Source organism: Pseudomonas sp. E315 (assembly GCF_055406205.1).
In genome coordinates, this window is record NZ_JBUZPJ010000005.1 from 329,135 (window position 1) to 346,258 (window position 17,124).

Consider the following 17,124-nt stretch of genomic DNA (forward strand, 5'->3'; position numbering starts at 1 on the left):
GTGATTTCAACGCGTGGCGCCTCGGGTCAGCGGTCAAAGGAATGATCAAACGTGTTGTGCCAACAGCTTGCTGGCCGTCGCGCCCACCTTGCGTACAGCCTCTTCGATTTCACTCGTGGGCTTGGCCGCGTAGTTCATGCGCAGGCAATTTCGGTATTTGCCCGACGCCGAAAAGATGCTGCCGACTGCAATCTGCACCCCTTGTTGTAATAGCTCGCGATTGAGCCGCAGGCTATCAAAGCCTTCGGGCAGCTCAAGCCACAACATAAAGCTGCCTTGCGGCCGACTGGCGCGAGTGCCCGCAGGAAAGTAGCGGCTCACCCACCCCAGCATCACGTCGCGATTACGCTGATATTGCGTGCGCATCTTGCGCAAATGGGGTTCGAAGTGACCATTTTTTAGAAAGTCGGCAATCGCCAGTTGCGGCTGCGGCGCCGTCGAGCCGGTGCTGATGTATTTCATGTGCAGCACCCGCTCCAGATACCGGCCCGGCGCAACCCAGCCAATGCGCAAGCCGGGGGCCAATGTTTTAGAAAATGAACTGCACAACAACACCCGGCCATCGTCGTCAAACGACTTAATGGTGCGCGGACGAGGATAAGTGTAGGCCAGCTCGCCATACACATCGTCTTCAATAATCGCCACATCAAAGCGCTGCGCAAGGGAAACGAGTGCCCGTTTACGGGCTTCGGGCATGATGTAGCCCAGCGGATTGTTGCAACTGGGCGTTAGCTGAATCGCCTTGATCGGCCATTGCTCTAGCGCTAACTCCAGTGCCTCGAGGCTGATTCCGGTAAGCGGGTCAGTGGGGATCTCTAGCGCCTTCATGCCCAGCCCTTTAAGGGTTTGCATGGCGCCATGAAAACTCGGCGAATCAACCGCCACGATGTCGCCCGGCTCACACACCGCTCGAATGCTGCACGACAGCGCTTCATGGCAGCCGGTGGTAATCACCAGTTCATCCGGGCCAAGCTGACACCCCGAGTCGAGCAGCAAGCGCGCCAACTGCTCACGCAGGCTAAGCACTCCATACACATTGTCGTAATACAGGCCGGGCAAATCTTGTCGCCGACTGATTTGCGCCAAGCTGCGCAACAGCGGCTTGATGGTGGGCGTGGTGACGTCTGGCATGCCACGCCCCAACTGAATCACATCCTTTTGCGGAACCGAGCGCACCAGCTCCAGCACTTGTTCCCACTGCGAAATTTCTACGGGCCGCTGGGCCGGTTTGCCCATGCCCGGTAACGCGGGTAACTCACGCTCCAGCGGCACAAAGTAGCCGGACTTTGGCCGAGGCGACGCCAAGCCGTTGTCCTCCAGCAAGCGATACGCCAACTGCACCGTGCTCAGGCTCACACCATGTTCTGCGCTGAGTGCTCGTACCGAGGGCAAGCGGTCGCCGGGGCGATAAAACCCCTGCTCAATACGTGAGCCCAACAAATCGGCGAGGTTGACATAAAGGGTCATGGCGCAATTCTCGAAGGGGAGACCAGCACAGATGAGGCAAAAACCTGTGATTCAGCGGCTAAAAAGCCCCATCTGTATGGAAGTAAAAACACTTTGCTGAATCTGTCATGGTTTTAAGTGCAAGGCCATCATGCTGACTCATAGCAATCGAGTCAAAAGGAGCCGCACCATGAATGGTTTGAGCGATGTACGCCTGACGCTGCACAGCCCGCAATTGCTGGCCGAGCACGAGGCCGTGCGGGTCGAGAGCACTCCGGCGGGCCTTAGCCGCTGGCGCCTTTTCTGGCACCGTGCCCGCACTCGCCGCACCTTGCTCAATTTGGATGCGCAGCAACTACGGGACGTGGGCTTAAGCCACGAAATGGCTCAACGTGAAGGCTGCAAACCGTTTTGGCGCTCATGAGAAACACCCATAACACGCCAGCTCCGCGGTCAACGCAGCTCTTTAAGCCGATGCCACAGCATCCCCAGCGCCAGCAATGGCGAGCGCAGGTATTTGCCGCCCGGGAAGGTGATGTGCGGCACTTTGGCGAACAGGTCAAACCCATCGCTGTGCTGGCCACTGATGGCTTCGGCCAACAACTTGCCGGCCAAGTGCGTGGCGTTGACCCCGTGCCCTGAGTAGGCCTGGGCGTAATACACGTTGGGCTGGTCAGGCAGGCGACCGATTTGTGGCAAGCGATTGGCGCCGATGCCAATCATCCCGCCCCACTGATAATCAATTTTTACGTCTTTAAGGTGCGGGAATACGTCCAGCATTTTGGGGCGCATGTAAGCCGCAATATCCTGCGGGTCACGCCCCGAATAATGGCAGGCACCGCCAAACAACAAACGTCGATCCGCTGAAAGCCGGTAGTAGTCCAGCGCCACACGCTGATCACACACCGCCATGTTTTGTGGCAGCAATGCGTGAGCCTGAGCTGCGCTTAACGGCTCAGTGGCAATGATGTAACTGCCCGCAGGCAGCACTTTGCCACTGAGTTGCGGGTTTAGGTCTTTGAGATAAGCGTTGCAACCCAGCACCAGGCTTTTGGCGCGTACCGAGCCCTGAGCCGTATGAACCCGCACCTCAGGGCCGTAATCAATGCGAGTCACGGCCGAGTGCTCAAACAGCTTCACGCCCAGTTGCGCCGCAGCCGCTGCTTCGCCCAGCGCCAGGTTAAGCGGGTGTAAATGGCCCGAGCCCATGTCAACAAAACCACCCACATAACGATCCGAACCCACCACACTGCGCACTTCATTGGCTTGCAGCAGGCGGGTTTCATGGCGATAACCTAACCCGCGCAGCTCGTCGGCTTCTTCAGCAAAGCCTTCAAGGTCGCGGGGCTTGTTCGCCAAGTCGCAGTAGCCCCAAGTCAGGTCGCAGTCGATGTTGAAATGCTCTACACGCTGGCGAACGATTTCAACCGCTTCGAGCCCCATCAGCTTCATTTGGCGCACGCCGTCTTTGCCAATGATGCCTTCGAACTGCTCAAGCCCATGACCCACACCACGGATCAGTTGCCCGCCATTACGACCACTGGCGCCCCAGCCGATCTTGTGTGCTTCAAGCAACACCACGCTCATCCCGCGCTCAGCTAACTCCAGCGCAGTGTTGAGCCCAGAAAAGCCTCCGCCCACCACGCACACATCGGCCACCCACTCACCTTGCAACACCGGATGGTCGGGCTGCGGCAGGCTGCTGGCGGCGTAATAAGAAGCAGTGTGCTGGCTGCGCTGAACAGAGGCGTTCATGTGCGTAATCCTGATGATGTGTGTTTGGAAAATTTGACGGAGCATAAGCCGCGCCATTCCCACGGGGCAAGAACAGCCGGGCGGCGCTGTCTAGAGCGAGGCTTTTCAGGCAGACTCTTTGGCCTTTTCAAATCTGGTAAGCCTTAGATGAGCTGCAACAGTCACAAAATCCGCTTTCTTCGGCAGCAAATCCCATCGTTTGACTGCGTACCGGGTTGCCATGACTGCTGTGGGCCTGTGACCACCTCCTCTGAAGAAATGGCCCGCCTGCCGCGCAAAACAGCTGCCGAGCAAGAAGCCGCAATGGACGAACTGAACTGTGTACACCTAGGGCCAAACGGCTGCACGGTGTACGAAGAACGCCCGCTGATCTGCCGCTTGTTCGGCACCACGCCGACCTTGCCATGCCCCAATGGCCGCCGCCCTGTGGACATGATCCACCCCAGCGCCGAAAAGCTGGTGCACGAATACATCGCCAGTACGCGGCAGGTGTTGGTTTAAAACGTCACACATCTGCTGCGTGAGCTGCCTAAGGACGCTTGGGCATCAATGAAGAGTTCAATCGGCAATCGGCAGGCACAGGCTTTCTTTCACTTCTTCCATCACGATGTAGCTTTTGGATTCGCGCACGTGGGGCAGTTTGAGCAAGATATCGCCCAGCAATTTGCGGTAAGACGCCATCTCGGAAATCCGCGCTTTCACCAAGTAGTCAAAATCCCCCGACACCAAATGGCACTCCAGCACATGGGGCAGTTTGAGCACGGCACGGCGGAACTCATCAAAGGTGTCCCCCGACTTATAGTCCAGGCTGATCTCGACAAAAACCAATAAGCTGCCCTGCAAGTGTTGCGGGTTTAGCCGGGCGTTGTAGCCCATGATGATCCCTTCACGTTCCAGACGGCGTACGCGCTCGGTGCAGGGCGTGGTCGACAGCCCAACCTTATCGCCCAACTCGGTAAACGAGATGCGGCCATCCGCCTGCAAGATGCGCAAAATGTTGCGATCAATCTTGTCCAATTCACGCTTTGTTTGGTGATTCGTACGCATAGGAGATTCTCCTCCGTGAAAAGCGTTTTTGCCGAGAATTGTCGCCAAATATAGCCGCTTATACAGTGAATACCACTAGCCAATGGTTCATATACTGCGCCCATCTTCGCTTTGAACAATAAACGTCTGCGGCTGGCCGCGATGAGGGATATAAATATGCGAGTTATGGTATTGGGTGGCGGCGTTATTGGTACTGCCAGCGCCTATTATCTGGCCCGAGCCGGTTTCGAAGTGGTCGTTGTAGACCGTCAGCCAGCCGTTGCAATGGAAACCAGTTTTGCCAACGCGGGCCAAGTGTCCCCAGGCTACGCCTCCCCGTGGGCTGCGCCGGGCGTGCCACTCAAGGCCATCAAATGGTTGCTTGAGCGCCACGCGCCTTTGGCCATCAAAGCCACCACCAATATCGACCAATACCTGTGGATGGCGCAGATGCTGCGCAACTGCACCGCCAGCCGCTATGCCGTGAACAAAGAGCGCATGGTGCGTCTGTCTGAGTACAGCCGTGACTGCCTCGACGAACTGCGCGCCGAAACAGGTATTGCCTACGAGGCTCGCAACCTCGGCACTACGCAACTGTTCCGCACCCAAGCCCAGCTGGATGGCGCCGCCAAAGACATCGCCGTGCTGAAAGAGTCTGGCGTGCCATTTGAGCTGCTGGATCGCGCTGGCATTGCCCGCGTTGAGCCTGCGCTGGCCAACGTCACTGACATTCTGGCTGGTGCGTTGCGCTTACCGAACGACCAAACGGGTGACTGCCAGATGTTCACCACCCGCTTGGCTGAAATGGCCAAAAACCTGGGCGTTGAGTTCCGCTTCGGCCAAGACATTCAGCAATTGGACTTCGCCGGTGATCGCATCAATGGCGTGATGATCGATGGCAAGCTCGAAACCGCTGATCGCTACGTGCTGGCATTGGGCAGCTACTCTCCGCAAATGCTTAAGCCGCTGGGCATCAAGGCCCCGGTTTACCCGCTGAAGGGTTACTCGCTGACCATCCCGATCACCAACCCGAACATGGCGCCTACCTCGACCATTCTGGATGAGACCTACAAGGTCGCGATCACCCGCTTCGACAACCGTATCCGCGTCGGCGGCATGGCTGAAATAGCCGGTTTTGACCTGTCGCTGAACCCGCGTCGGCGCGAAACCCTAGAGATGATCGTCAACGACCTTTATCCTCAGGGCGGTGATTTGAGCCAAGCCAGCTTCTGGACGGGCTTGCGCCCAACGACGCCGGACGGCACGCCTATTGTTGGTGCTACGCCCTTCAAAAATCTGTTCCTAAACACCGGTCATGGCACGCTTGGCTGGACCATGGCCTGCGGCTCCGGTCGCTTCCTCGCTGACGTGATGGCTAAAAAGAACCCACAAATCAGCGCCGAAGGCCTTGATATTTCCCGTTACGGCAACCACCAGGAGACTGCAAAACATGGCAATCCAGCGCCAGCTCACCAATGAACGCATGAGCCAAATCGTTGCCCATAACGGCACTGTTTACCTGTCCGGGCAAGTCGGCGACGACATGAACGCTGGGGTTGAGCAGCAAACCCGTGAAACGCTGGCCAACATTGAGCATTTGCTGGATCTGGCGGGTACGGACAAAAGCCGAATCCTGTCGGTGACCATCTACCTCAAAGACATTGATGCTGACTTTGCGGGCATGAACAGCGTGTGGGATGCGTGGCTGCCAAAAGGTGTCGCCCCAGCCCGCGCCACCGTTGAAGCCAAGCTGTGCGAGCCAGAAATCCTGGTCGAGCTGTCGGTTGTCGCGGCACTGCCGTAAAATTTCTGCTCCTGAAACACTCCCTCTTACGGCGCTGCACGTGGTTAATACCGCAGGTTAGCGCCGGTTTTTTATTAAACAGCCGTTAGAAGCCCGCCGCCATGCGCCCAGCCCGTGCCCTGATCGATCTTCAAGCCCTGCGTCATAACTACCAACTGGCCCGCGAAGTGACGGGGGCCAAAGCCCTCGCCGTGATCAAGGCCGATGCTTACGGTCATGGCGCGGTACGTTGCGCCCAAGCCCTTGAGGCCCAAGCCGATGGCTTTGCCGTTGCCTGTATTGAAGAAGCATTGGAGTTACGCGCGGCCGGTATTGGCGCACCCATTCTGCTGCTTGAAGGTTTTTTTGAAGCCGATGAACTGCCGCTGATCGTCGAACACGACTTTTGGTGCGTGGTGCATTCGCTGTGGCAGCTCGACGCAATCGAACACGCCAAACTGGCTAGACCGATCCACGTGTGGCTAAAACTCGACAGCGGCATGCACCGCGTCGGCTTGCACCCGAGCGACTACAAAGCCGCTTATCAGCGCCTGCAAGCCAGCGCCAACGTGTCAAAAATCGTACTGATGAGCCACTTCGCCCGCGCCGATGAGCTGGGTTGCACCCGTAGTGAAGAACAGTTCGCTGTGTTTGAAGCGGCTCGCGTGGATATGTCTGCCGAAGTCAGCTTGCGCAATTCGCCGTCGGTTCTGGGCTGGCCAACCATGCCCAGCGATTGGGTTCGCCCTGGCCTGATGCTCTACGGAACCACCCCGTTTGAAGAAGCCCAGACACTGGCCTCACGCTTGCAGCCGGTGATGACGCTTGAGTCCAAAGTGATTTGCGTCCGCGAATTGCCTGCTGGTGAGCCGGTCGGTTATGGCGCCAAATTCATTACCCCAAAACCCATGCGTATTGGCGTGGTCGCGATGGGTTATGCCGACGGCTACCCCCGTCAGGCGCCCACGGGCACACCCGTGTTGGTGGCCGGTCAACGTAGCCAGTTATTGGGCCGCGTGTCGATGGACATGCTGTGCATCGACCTCACCGACGTGCCGCAAGCGGGCTTGGGTTCTACTGTCGAGTTGTGGGGCAAAAACATCCTCGCCAGTGAAGTTGCGGCAAAAGCTGAAACCATTCCTTACCAGATTTTTTGTAACCTCAAACGCGTGCCACGCCTCTATTCCGGGAGCTAGTGGGTAGCGGGCAATGCGCGGGGCCAAATGGGTACTGCGGATTGAAGTCGAAGTGTTGTAAATACTGAACGCTATCGCCATGATGGCGGCAATTCGACCTGAATCTGATCCCTAGGAGGCTCCCGCATTGGACGTCGGTGAACGACTGCAATCCATCCGCAAACTGAAAGGCCTGTCACAGCGTGAACTCGCCAAGCGTGCGGGCGTCACCAATAGCACCATTTCGATGATCGAAAAAAACAGCGTAAGCCCTTCGATCAGCTCATTGCGAAAAGTGTTAAGTGGCATTCCGATGTCTATGGTCGAATTTTTTTCCGAAGAGATCCTTCAGGAAAAACCGACACAGATCGTCTACAAAGCCAATGAGCTAATCGACATTTCCGATGGTGCCGTGACCATGAAGCTGGTTGGCAAAGCGCACCCTAGCCGGGCCATCGCGTTCCTCAATGAGATTTACCCACCGGGTGCCGACACCGGGGACGAAATGCTGACCCATGAAGGCGAAGAAACCGGAATTTTGGTTGAAGGCCGCCTGGAATTGACCGTAGGTCTTGAGACCTTCGTGCTCGAAGCCGGGGACAGCTATTATTTTGAAAGCTCAAAACCCCATCGTTTTCGTAACCCGTTCGAGGTCGCAGCGCGACTAATCAGCGCAGCTACTCCGGCAAATTTCTAAGAAAAGAGGCGCCCTGCGCATGTCGCAGCGATGCCCGAAGCTATTTTTCGCCACATCGATGACCCCTTTGACTTTAGGGTTGTTTCAGAGTGGCGGGGTAACCGTTATACTTTCGCCCGCCCGCGAAACCGTGGTTGTGGGCGTGACTAGCCACCATTGAGGGTGTACGCGTGAACCTAATTATGAAAATGCTGGCCGTACCAGCAGCCGTATTGGCCCTTTGGGCAGTCAACGCTCAGGCGGCGACTAATGATGACATCGCAAAACGTCTTGAGCCTGTCGGCAAAGTCTGTATTCAAGGCCAAGAGTGCGTAGGAATGGACGTTGCAGCCTCTGCAGGCGGCGGCGGTGGAATGACCGCAGACGACATCATTGCCAAGCACTGCAGTGCGTGCCACGGCACTGGCCTGTTGGGCGCACCGAAAATCGGTGACACCGCAGCCTGGAAAGAACGCGCCGATCACCAAGGCGGCCTTGATGGCATCCTGGCCAAGGCCATCACCGGTATCAATGCCATGCCGCCAAAAGGCACTTGCATGACCTGTACCGATGACGAGCTTAAAGGCGCCATCGAGAAGATGTCCGGTTTGAAATAAACCGATCTTCCCCAAAAAAGCCGCTGATGGGCGGCTTTTTTGTGCCTGCGATTTAGGCCGCGCCTAGCCATTGCAACCAACACCGGTCACTCTCTGTCACATCTCTATACACGGATGGTTTTGGAGGGTCAGATGGTGCAGTCCTGTTCGATTGAGTGCGCAGTTGATGATGTGCTGGCGCGCTTACCCACACATATTCACCTCGGTTTACCGCTAGGGCTGGGTAAAGCCAATCGGTTCGTGAATGCGCTATATCAGCGGATCAAGCTGCTGCCTGAACGCCGCCTGACGATTTATACCGCGCTAAGTCTGGGACGACCGGCGCTGGGTGATGGCCTGCAACGCCGCTTTCTGGAGCCTTTTAGCGAACGGGTATTCGGTGACTACATTGAGCTGGACTACCTGGCCGACCTGCACCGCGACAGCTTGCCGAGCAACATTCACGTTGAGCAATTTTTTATGCAGCCCGGCAGCCTGCTCAACAGCCCGCCCGCGCAACAGGATTACGTCAGCAGCAATTACAGCCATGCGGCACGCGACATCAATGCCAACGGCTTGAATCTGGTAGCGCAACTCATCGCCCGGCACCCGCAGGATGCCCAGCGCCTGAGCCTGAGCTGTAACCCTGACATCACCCTCGATTTGCTGCCCATGATCGCCAAACGTAGAGCGGCAGGCGAAACCATTCTGCTGCTGGGCCAAGTTCACAGTGATTTGCCCTATATGCCCGGCGACTCAGAGCTCAATGCCGACGACTTTGACCTCTTGATTGACGACGATGAGCGCACCACGCTGTTTTCTACCCCCAATATGCCGGTAAACCTGCAAGACCACTTTATTGGCCTGCATGCCAGTACGTTGATACGCGATGGCGGCACCTTACAAATTGGCATCGGCGCAATGGGCGACGCGCTGACCGCCGCGTTGCTGGCACGTCAGGCGGACAACGCGGGCTATCGGGCTTTGCTTGCAGACATTGACCTCACGCCTTGGCACACCTTGATTGAGCGCGTAGGCGGCATAGAGCCCTTCGCTCAAGGTTTGTATGGGTGCAGCGAAATGTTTGTTCACGGGCTGATGGTGCTGGTGGATGCAGGCATTGTGCGGCGCAAGGTGTACCCCGATGTTGAACGTCAAACCCAAGCCAACGCGGGCACCCTCGACGAAAGCCAACACGCCGACGGTGTGAGCGTTCATGGCGGTTTCATCCTTGGCCCGTCCCGTTTTTACCAGCGTTTAAACGAACTGCCGCACAGCAAACGCGCCGAATTCAACATGACGGCCATCAGCTACATCAACGAGCTGTATGGGCAGGAAGACTTGAAACGCCTGCAACGGCGCGATGCCCGTTTTGTAAACAGCGCCTTCACCGTCACCCTGCTGGGTGCCGGGGTTGCCGACCAACTGCAAGATGGGCGCGTGCTCAGCGGCGTGGGCGGGCAGTACAACTTTGTCGCCCAAGGTCACGCCCTGCACGATGCACGTTCGGTGATCATCCTGCGCAGTTGCCGTGAATCGGGTGGCGATGTGAGTTCCAACATCGTGTGGGAATACGGCCACTGCACCATCCCACGCCACTTGCGCGACATTGTGGTCACCGAATACGGCATTGCGGACCTACGCGGTAAGACGGATCGCCATGTGATCGAGGCGCTGCTCAATATCAGTGACTCGCGTTTTCAGGCCGACCTGATCGAGCAGGCACAAAAAATCGGCAAACTGCCCAAAGACTTTCGCCTTGAGCCACGTTTTACCAACAACAGCCCGCAGCGCCTGCAAGCGATTGCCGCGCGCCATCCGCATTTATTCCCGGAATACCCGCTGGGCAGCGATTTCAGCGCGCAGGAGCAAGACCTGCTGCGAGCGCTGAACTGGCTCAAAAGCAAGTTCAAGCTCACGCAGATCTACGAACTGGGCAAGGCGACGCTGGACGCGCCGCCGCCCCACGCATTCCCCGAGCACCTAAGGCGCATGCAATTGGCCAACCCGGACGGGCTGCGCGAAGAGCTGTATCAGCGCCTGCTGCTGGCGGGGTTACAAGCAACCGCCAAATAATTAACACCTCCCCGCCCGTAGGGGCTGCCGAAGTCTGCGATCGTTTGATCTTTAAAAGATCGCAGCCTGTGGCAGCTCCCACCCGCGGGGCGAGGCTTTTACTCGATAAACGTCACTTTGCCGCCGGCCAGGGATTTAACCCGTGCCAGCGACTCAACGCGGTAGCCTTGAGCATCCAGTTCGGCACGGCCGCCCTGAAACGACTTCTCGATTACGATGCCCAAGCCTGCAACGGTTGCGCCGGCTTGTTTGATGATCGAAATCAGGGCCTGCGATGCTTTGCCGTTGGCCAGAAAATCATCAATGACCAACACGCGGTCGGTGCTCTGAAGGTGGCGCGGCGAGATCGCAACGGTGCTTTCAGTTTGCTTGGTGAACGAGTACACCGTGGCCGACAGCAGGTTTTCTGTCAGGGTCAGGGACTGGTGCTTACGCGCGAAGATCACCGGCACGCCCAGGTTCAAACCCGTCATCACCGCTGGGGCAATGCCCGATGCTTCGATGGTAACGATCTTGGTGATGCCCGCATCAGCGAACAAACGCGCAAACTCATCGCCGATCTCTTTCATCAGTTGCGGGTCGATCTGGTGGTTCAAAAAGGCGTCAACCTTCAGTACCTGATCGGAAAGCACGATGCCTTCTTCGCGAATTTTCTTGTGCAGTGCTTCCAACGTTACGTCCTCAAATAGCGCCTATGCGCTGAAGGTAGAGTAAAAAATAGTCGATTTTAGCGTTTTAACATCGCGCGTATATCAGCCAATGCTGTATTGCCGCGAACCGCCTTCACTTCGGTGGGGGTGTCGTCGTTGCCTTCCCAAGCCAGATCGTCTGGTGGCAACTCATCAAGGAAGCGGCTCGGGGCGCAATCTATGATTTCGCCGTACTGCTTGCGCTTGGCCGCAAAGGTAAACGCCAGCGTCTCACGCGCGCGGGTAATGCCCACGTAGGCAAGGCGGCGCTCTTCTTCGATGGTGTCAGCTTCAATGCTGGAGCGGTGCGGCAGGATTTCTTCTTCCATGCCCATGATGAATACGTAAGGGAATTCCAACCCCTTGGACGCGTGCAACGTCATCATTTGCACGCCTTCGGCACCGTCTTCCTCTTCTTGCTGGCGTTCGAGCATGTCGCGCAACACCAGCTTGCCGATGGCTTCTTCGATGGTCATGGCGCCGTCTTCGTCTTTTTCGAGGGTGTTTTTCAACGCCTCGACCAAAAACCAGACGTTGGCCATGCGGTAGTCCGCCGCCTTTTCACTGGAACTGTTGGTGCGCAGCCAGTTCTCGTAATCGATGTCCATGATCATGCTGCGCAGCGCCGCAATCGGGTCTTCACCCGAGCAGTGCTGACGCACACGGTCCATAAACCGCTTGAAACGCACCAAGCGATCAGTGAACCGGTTGTCCAGATGCTCGCCCAAACCGATTTCATCAGTCGCCGCGTACATCGAGATTTTGCGCTCGGTTGCGTAGTTGCCGAGCTTTTCCAGCGTAGTCGAGCCGATCTCACGCCGCGGGACGTTGATCACGCGTAGGAAGGCGTTGTCGTCATCCGGGTTCACGATCAGCCGGAAGTAGGCCATCAGGTCTTTGACTTCCTGACGCCCGAAGAAGCTGTTACCGCCCGACAGGCGGTACGGGATTTGGTGGTGCTGCAACTTCAGTTCAATCAGTTTTGCCTGATAGTTGCCGCGATACAGAATCGCAAAGTCGCTGTAGGGCCGGTCGGTGCGCAAATGCAGGGTAAGAATTTCGACCGCCACGCGCTCGGCTTCAGCGTCTTCGTTGCGGCAGCGAATAACCCGGATTTCGTCTCCGTGGCCCATTTCACTCCACAACTGCTTCTCAAACGCGTGCGGGTTATTGGCAATCAGCACGTTGGCACAACGCAAAATACGGCTGGTGGAGCGGTAGTTTTGCTCCAACATCACCACTTTCAGGGACGGGTAATCGTCCTTAAGCAGCATCAGATTTTCGGGCCGTGCGCCACGCCAGGCGTAGATCGATTGGTCATCGTCGCCCACCACAGTGAACTGGTTGCGCGTGCCGATCAGGTACTTGACCAGCAAATACTGGCTGGCGTTGGTGTCCTGATACTCATCCACCAACAGGTAGCGGACTTTGTTTTGCCACTTTTCACGGATGTCGGCGTGCTCTTCAAACAGCTTTACCGGCAACAGGATCAGGTCGTCGAAGTCCACCGCGTTGTAGGCTTTGAGCGTGCGCTGGTAGTGGGTATAAACGATGGCCGCCGTCTGCTCCTTGGGGTTGCGAGCGTTTTCCAGCGCTTGGGGCGGCAGGATCAGGTCGTTTTTCCACGAGCCGATCATGTTCTTGATTTCGTCGACCCCGTCGTCGCCCGAGTATTCCTTTTGCATGATGTCGGCCATCAGCGCTTTGACGTCGGCTTCGTCAAAGATCGAAAACCCCGGCTTGTAACCCAGCCGCGCATGCTCCTTGCGGATGATGTTCAGCCCCAGGTTATGGAACGTGCTCACCGTCAGCCCACGGCCTTCGCCCTTTTTGAGCAAGGTGCCCACCCGCTCTTTCATCTCGCGCGCGGCCTTGTTGGTAAAGGTCATGGCGACGATGTACTGCGCACGAATGCCACAGTTCTGGATCAGGTGCGCAATTTTGCGGGTAATCACGCTGGTTTTGCCGGAGCCTGCGCCGGCGAGCACCAAAAGAGGGCCGCCGACGTAGCTCACGGCTTCTTGCTGCCGGGGATTGAGTCGGGACATGACGAGTCAGGGGGTCGTATGTAAAAAGGGCGGGCATTTTAACAGGCTGAGCAGATATTGCTGCCACTCTGCGACAGTGTGACGTAGCACTCTATCTAAATTTGCCGCTTTTGTTACTTTCGCGCAGGATGCCGACCCGAAATGGGTCTACCGTACGTTAAATACTACTCGCGAGTATTTGATAACCAATGTCATTTGCCATTGATTGGCAGATCGTCATAATGCCCACCGCCTCAATTTTTGCAGAGTCTAGGGAGCCAGCTTGTCTACGCCTGTCGAACCCTTGCGTTTGCTGCTACTGGCCAAAGAGCCGTCTTGGGCAGCGTTGTTGCGCGAGTGTCTGGCGCCAATGGGAAGTTCGGTCGTGCTGATGTGCGCGCCGAGCTGGGAATCTATCAGTCACCTGTTCGAGCACGATCACCACGCGCTGCTCTTGACCACCCCCGATCTTCAGCCCGCTTCGGCTCGCTGCCGCTTGTCCACGCTATTGCTGCTGGACGACGAACCCGAGGTTGCGCCGCATGGCGTCAGCGATTGGCTCGTCGCCTCAACCTTGACCCCCGACACCTTGCGCCGCAGCCTGCGCCACGTGCGCGAGCGCGGTGTTCTTGAACAAACCTTGCAGCGTTTGGCTGAGGAAGACCCGCTCACCGGGATCGCCAACCGGCAAGGCTTCCAAACCTTGCTGGCCGTGCGTTTGGCTGAAAGCGAAGGCCGCGGAGTTGCCCTTGGGCATCTGGATTTGGACAACTTTCGCCACGCCAATGATGCCTTGGGGCATCAAGCGGGCGACCGCCTGATTCTGCAAGTGGTGGCCAGGCTTAAAAGCCAGCTTGAAGCCGGTGATCAGCTTGCGAGGCTGGGCAGCGACGAGTTTGCCCTGCTGATCGACACCCGCCGCGCCCCCGAGCGCGCGCAGTGGATGGCCGAGCGCATTACCGAGGTGCTGGCTGAACCCTACTGGATCGACGGCGAAAGCCTGTTGATTGGTTGCAGTCTGGGCATCGCCCATGCACGCACCAATGCTGGGGCAGACCCGTTGATGTGGCACGCGCACATCGCCATGCAACAAGCCAAAAGCACGCAGGGCTGCACTTTTCACGTGTTCAATGAACGTATCAATCGTAACGCCCGCAGCCTGGCCGACCTTGAAAGCGAACTGCGCCGCGCCTTGCGTCGCGACGAACTGGAGCTGCATTACCAGCCTCGACTGGACTTGAGTAGCGGCAACATCGTCGGGCTTGAAGCCCTGGTGCGCTGGCGACATAGCGAACGCGGCCTGCTGGCGCCCGGCGAGTTCGTGCCATTAGCCGAACAAAGCGGGTTGATTGTGCCACTGGGTTACTGGGTCATTTCCCGAGCACTGCGCGACATGCAGGCCTTGCGCGAACACGGGTTGGCGCCCCTGCACATGGCGGTCAACTTGTCGTTTCGTCAATTTCAGGACAGCCAACTGCTCTCAACACTCAGCCGCTTGATTACCGAGCGGGGCGTTGAAGCGCAGTGGTTGGAGTTTGAACTGACCGAAACCGCCGTGATGCGCCGCAGTGATCTGGTCAAGCAGACGATGGATGCACTGGGCCGTCTGGGCGTGCGTTTCTCGCTGGACGACTTCGGCACGGGGTTCTCCTCCTTTGTACACCTCAACAGCCTGCCGATTGCGCTGCTTAAAATCGACAAAAGCTTCGTGGGCGGCATGGAAGAACGCAAAGAAAACCGCAAGCTGGTCCACGCGATGATCAACCTGGCCCACAACCTCAAACTGGAAGTTGTAGCAGAAGGGGTCGAAACCCCTGAGCAACTTGCGCTGCTGAGGGGGTTTGGCTGCGATCAAGTGCAAGGCTACTTCATCAGCAGGCCCTTGCCGCTGGCCCAGTTGCTGGATTTTTTAACGCATGGGGCGCAGCAGCAGGCGACACAGGCGACTTAACGCCGTCTCCTGTAGTCGCTGCCGCAGGCTGCGATAAGAACTGTAACGGGTCAAAAAAGGGTTGCTCTGCAACCCTTCGCAGCTTTCGGCAGCAGCTAAAGGATTCTCGCGTTAACGAATGCTGCCTTGTGTTCACGCTTGAGCATGCGCCGCATCTTCCATTCAAAGGCCAACGTCAGGCTTACCGACGCACAGGCCAAGCCCAGCGCCAAGCCCCACCAAACGCCGGTCGGGCCCCAATTGAGGGTAAACGCCAGCAGCCAGGCCATTGGCGCTCCAATGACCCAGTAGCAAAACAGCCCCACCAGAAATGTAGTTTTGGCATCTTTGAGCCCGCGAATGGCGCCCATCGCGATGGTTTGCGAGCCATCAAACAGTTCGAACCAAGCGGCCACTGCCAGCAGGCTGACGGCCAATTCAAAAACAGGCCGGAACGCCGGGTCGTTGTAGTCCAGAAATAGCCCCACCAATTGGTTCGGCCAGAACCAGAACACCACCGAGAAGCCCAACATCGCGATCGCGCCAGAACCAATGCCCACCCGGCCCGCTAAGCGCGCACGCAGTAAATCACCGCCGCCGTAATGCTGGCCGATGCGCATAGTGATCGCATACGACATGCCCGCTGGCACCATGAATGCCACCGACACGATTTGCAGCGCAATTTGGTGCGCGGCTAATTGCGTGCTGCCCATAGTGCCCATGCACAACGCCGCAAAGGCAAACAGCCCAACTTCGACCGCATAGGTGCCACCAATGGGCAGCCCAAGGCGCCACAGTTCGCGCAAGTAAGTCAGGTTAAGCTGCGACAGCCCTTTGCGAATGGGGTACGCCGTGTAGGCCGGGTGCCGCTGAATATGCCAAGCCAAACCTAACGCCATCGCTGTAGCCACAATCGCAGTGACCAGCCCAATGCCCATCAAACCCAGTTTCGGCAGGCCGAACATCCCGGTAATCAGGGCGTAATTGAGTAAGAAGTTGGCCACCGTGCCGATCAGGCTAATGACCATCACGGGCGTGGCGCGACCCATTGCACTGGTAAACCCGCGCAAGGCCATAAACGTCATGTAGCCAGGCAAGGCGAGGGGCAGCACCAGCAAAAACTGGCCCGCGGCTTCAACGTTGGTAGGGGTTTGCCCAAACAGCAGAAGCAGCGGTTTGATGTTCCACAGCATCACCGCGCCGCCCAGCGCCAGCGCCCACGCCAGCCAAAGCCCTGCTTGCGTCAGGCGGGTGGCGCCTTCGATGTCGCCTGCGCCCTGACGAATCGACACCAGCGTGCCGACCGCGGCAATCACGCCGATACAAAAAATCGACACAAATGAATAGCTGGCCGCGCCAAGGCTGCCACCGGCCAGCGCCTCCGGGCTCAAGCGAGCCATCATCAGCGTGTCGGTCAGTACCATCAGCATGTGCGCCAACTGCGAAGCAATCAGCGGCCCGGCCAGCCGCAAAATGGCCCAGAGTTCTGTCGCTGCTGAATGCTGTTTGGTCATGTGTTCGCTGTCTTTGAGTGCGTGAAAGGCTAGATTCTCGGCGCCTTGCCCGTTTTAAGCAAAGGGATAAACCCACACGTTATAGTCGCTGCCGAAGGCTGCGATCGGGCGCGAAGCGTCCGCAAACCTGGCAACCCCATGCACCTGACCCACCGCAGCGCCTGATTTTACGACTGCTGCGCAGCCGATCGCAGCCTGCGTGCCTTGTCAGCTCCTACAGGTGATTAGCCGTTATCCCGGACTTAGTAGGAGCTGCCGAAGGCTGCGATCGGGCGCGAAGCGTTCGTAAACCTGGCAACCCCATACACCTGACCCACCGCAGCGCCTGATTTTACGACTGCTGCGCAGCCGATCGCAGCCTGCGTGCCTTGTCAGCTCCTACAGGGGATCGGCGGTTATCCCAGCTTTTGTAGGAGCTGCCGAAGGCTGCG

15 protein-coding genes are annotated in these 17,124 nt (G+C 57.6%); 9 read left to right on the forward strand and 6 right to left on the reverse strand.

Annotated features, from left to right (window positions below; genetic code table 11):
• Positions 1-45 precede the first annotated feature (45 nt).
• Positions 46-1,467 carry an aminotransferase-like domain-containing protein gene (locus ACZRJQ_RS10475; protein WP_463978278.1) on the reverse strand — a complete coding sequence of 474 codons (1,422 nt, stop codon included), beginning with the start codon at positions 1,465-1,467 and terminating at the stop codon, positions 46-48.
• A 169-nt stretch (positions 1,468-1,636) separates the two neighbouring features.
• On the opposite strand from ACZRJQ_RS10475, the gene ACZRJQ_RS10480 reads away from it, so the two are divergent.
• A complete protein-coding gene (locus ACZRJQ_RS10480) occupies positions 1,637-1,870 on the forward strand; it encodes a DUF1127 domain-containing protein (RefSeq protein WP_463978279.1) in 234 nt (77 codons plus the stop codon).
• Positions 1,871-1,899: 29 nt separating this feature from the next.
• Here the strand turns inward: ACZRJQ_RS10480 and ACZRJQ_RS10485 are convergent, their stop codons facing one another.
• Positions 1,900-3,201 (reverse strand): NAD(P)/FAD-dependent oxidoreductase, encoded by a 1,302-nt coding sequence (locus ACZRJQ_RS10485; protein WP_463978280.1) that lies wholly within the window; start codon positions 3,199-3,201, stop codon positions 1,900-1,902.
• A 147-nt stretch (positions 3,202-3,348) separates the two neighbouring features.
• Here ACZRJQ_RS10485 and ACZRJQ_RS10490 point away from each other — a divergent pair, with 147 nt between their 5' ends.
• Positions 3,349-3,702, forward strand: a complete 354-nt coding sequence (locus tag ACZRJQ_RS10490; protein ID WP_463978281.1) for a YkgJ family cysteine cluster protein — start codon at positions 3,349-3,351, stop codon at positions 3,700-3,702.
• A gap of 57 nt (positions 3,703-3,759) precedes the next feature.
• Here the strand turns inward: ACZRJQ_RS10490 and ACZRJQ_RS10495 are convergent, their stop codons facing one another.
• Positions 3,760-4,248, reverse strand: a complete 489-nt coding sequence (locus ACZRJQ_RS10495) for an Lrp/AsnC ligand binding domain-containing protein (protein WP_122786194.1) — start codon at positions 4,246-4,248, stop codon at positions 3,760-3,762.
• 156 nt (positions 4,249-4,404) lie between these two features.
• Here ACZRJQ_RS10495 and dadA point away from each other — a divergent pair, with 156 nt between their 5' ends.
• From dadA to ACZRJQ_RS10525, 6 genes are all read left to right on the forward strand, one after another.
• On the forward strand, positions 4,405-5,706 hold the full coding sequence (gene dadA, locus ACZRJQ_RS10500; RefSeq protein WP_463978282.1) for a D-amino acid dehydrogenase: 1,302 nt from the start codon (positions 4,405-4,407) through the stop codon (positions 5,704-5,706).
• The gene (locus tag ACZRJQ_RS10505; RefSeq protein ID WP_463978283.1) at positions 5,678-6,031 is read left to right on the forward strand and encodes a RidA family protein; all 354 of its coding nucleotides are present in this window, start codon (positions 5,678-5,680) and stop codon (positions 6,029-6,031) included. The genes dadA and ACZRJQ_RS10505 overlap by 29 nt, the downstream gene beginning before the upstream one ends.
• Before the next feature lie 101 nt (positions 6,032-6,132).
• Positions 6,133-7,206, forward strand: a complete 1,074-nt coding sequence (gene alr / locus ACZRJQ_RS10510; protein WP_463978284.1) for an alanine racemase — start codon at positions 6,133-6,135, stop codon at positions 7,204-7,206.
• 127 nt (positions 7,207-7,333) lie between these two features.
• Positions 7,334-7,882 carry a cupin domain-containing protein gene (locus ACZRJQ_RS10515; protein ID WP_463978285.1) on the forward strand — a complete coding sequence of 183 codons (549 nt, stop codon included), beginning with the start codon at positions 7,334-7,336 and terminating at the stop codon, positions 7,880-7,882.
• A 182-nt stretch (positions 7,883-8,064) separates the two neighbouring features.
• A complete protein-coding gene (locus tag ACZRJQ_RS10520) occupies positions 8,065-8,478 on the forward strand; it encodes a c-type cytochrome (RefSeq protein ID WP_463978302.1) in 414 nt (137 codons plus the stop codon).
• A 132-nt stretch (positions 8,479-8,610) separates the two neighbouring features.
• Positions 8,611-10,533 carry an acetyl-CoA hydrolase/transferase C-terminal domain-containing protein gene (locus tag ACZRJQ_RS10525; RefSeq protein ID WP_463978286.1) on the forward strand — a complete coding sequence of 641 codons (1,923 nt, stop codon included), beginning with the start codon at positions 8,611-8,613 and terminating at the stop codon, positions 10,531-10,533.
• 98 nt (positions 10,534-10,631) lie between these two features.
• Here the strand turns inward: ACZRJQ_RS10525 and ACZRJQ_RS10530 are convergent, their stop codons facing one another.
• Both ACZRJQ_RS10530 and rep read right to left on the reverse strand, forming a co-directional pair.
• Positions 10,632-11,204 carry a xanthine phosphoribosyltransferase gene (locus ACZRJQ_RS10530; RefSeq protein ID WP_463978287.1) on the reverse strand — a complete coding sequence of 191 codons (573 nt, stop codon included), beginning with the start codon at positions 11,202-11,204 and terminating at the stop codon, positions 10,632-10,634.
• A gap of 56 nt (positions 11,205-11,260) precedes the next feature.
• Entirely contained in the window at positions 11,261-13,270 is a 2,010-nt protein-coding gene (gene rep, locus ACZRJQ_RS10535; protein WP_463978288.1) for a DNA helicase Rep, read from the reverse strand.
• 262 nt (positions 13,271-13,532) lie between these two features.
• On the opposite strand from rep, the gene ACZRJQ_RS10540 reads away from it, so the two are divergent.
• A complete protein-coding gene (locus ACZRJQ_RS10540) occupies positions 13,533-15,200 on the forward strand; it encodes a putative bifunctional diguanylate cyclase/phosphodiesterase (RefSeq protein WP_463978289.1) in 1,668 nt (555 codons plus the stop codon).
• Between the two features lie 95 nt (positions 15,201-15,295).
• Here ACZRJQ_RS10540 and ACZRJQ_RS10545 read toward each other — a convergent pair whose 3' ends face one another.
• A complete protein-coding gene (locus tag ACZRJQ_RS10545) occupies positions 15,296-16,693 on the reverse strand; it encodes a NorM family multidrug efflux MATE transporter (RefSeq protein WP_463978290.1) in 1,398 nt (465 codons plus the stop codon).
• Positions 16,694-17,124 lie beyond the last annotated feature (431 nt).

Coding starts and splice junctions, on each gene's coding strand:
- ACZRJQ_RS10475 (WP_463978278.1), bottom strand. CDS start 1,467: ATGACCCTTTATGTCAACCTCGCCGATTTGTTGGGCTCACGTATTGAG.
- ACZRJQ_RS10480 (WP_463978279.1), top strand. CDS start 1,637: ATGAATGGTTTGAGCGATGTACGCCTGACGCTGCACAGCCCGCAATTG.
- ACZRJQ_RS10485 (WP_463978280.1), bottom strand. CDS start 3,201: ATGAACGCCTCTGTTCAGCGCAGCCAGCACACTGCTTCTTATTACGCC.
- ACZRJQ_RS10490 (WP_463978281.1), top strand. CDS start 3,349: ATGAGCTGCAACAGTCACAAAATCCGCTTTCTTCGGCAGCAAATCCCA.
- ACZRJQ_RS10495 (WP_122786194.1), bottom strand. CDS start 4,248: ATGCGTACGAATCACCAAACAAAGCGTGAATTGGACAAGATTGATCGC.
- dadA (WP_463978282.1), top strand. CDS start 4,405: ATGCGAGTTATGGTATTGGGTGGCGGCGTTATTGGTACTGCCAGCGCC.
- ACZRJQ_RS10505 (WP_463978283.1), top strand. CDS start 5,678: ATGGCAATCCAGCGCCAGCTCACCAATGAACGCATGAGCCAAATCGTT.
- alr (WP_463978284.1), top strand. CDS start 6,133: ATGCGCCCAGCCCGTGCCCTGATCGATCTTCAAGCCCTGCGTCATAAC.
- ACZRJQ_RS10520 (WP_463978302.1), top strand. CDS start 8,065: ATGAAAATGCTGGCCGTACCAGCAGCCGTATTGGCCCTTTGGGCAGTC.
- ACZRJQ_RS10525 (WP_463978286.1), top strand. CDS start 8,611: ATGGTGCAGTCCTGTTCGATTGAGTGCGCAGTTGATGATGTGCTGGCG.
- rep (WP_463978288.1), bottom strand. CDS start 13,270: ATGTCCCGACTCAATCCCCGGCAGCAAGAAGCCGTGAGCTACGTCGGC.
- ACZRJQ_RS10545 (WP_463978290.1), bottom strand. CDS start 16,693: ATGACCAAACAGCATTCAGCAGCGACAGAACTCTGGGCCATTTTGCGG.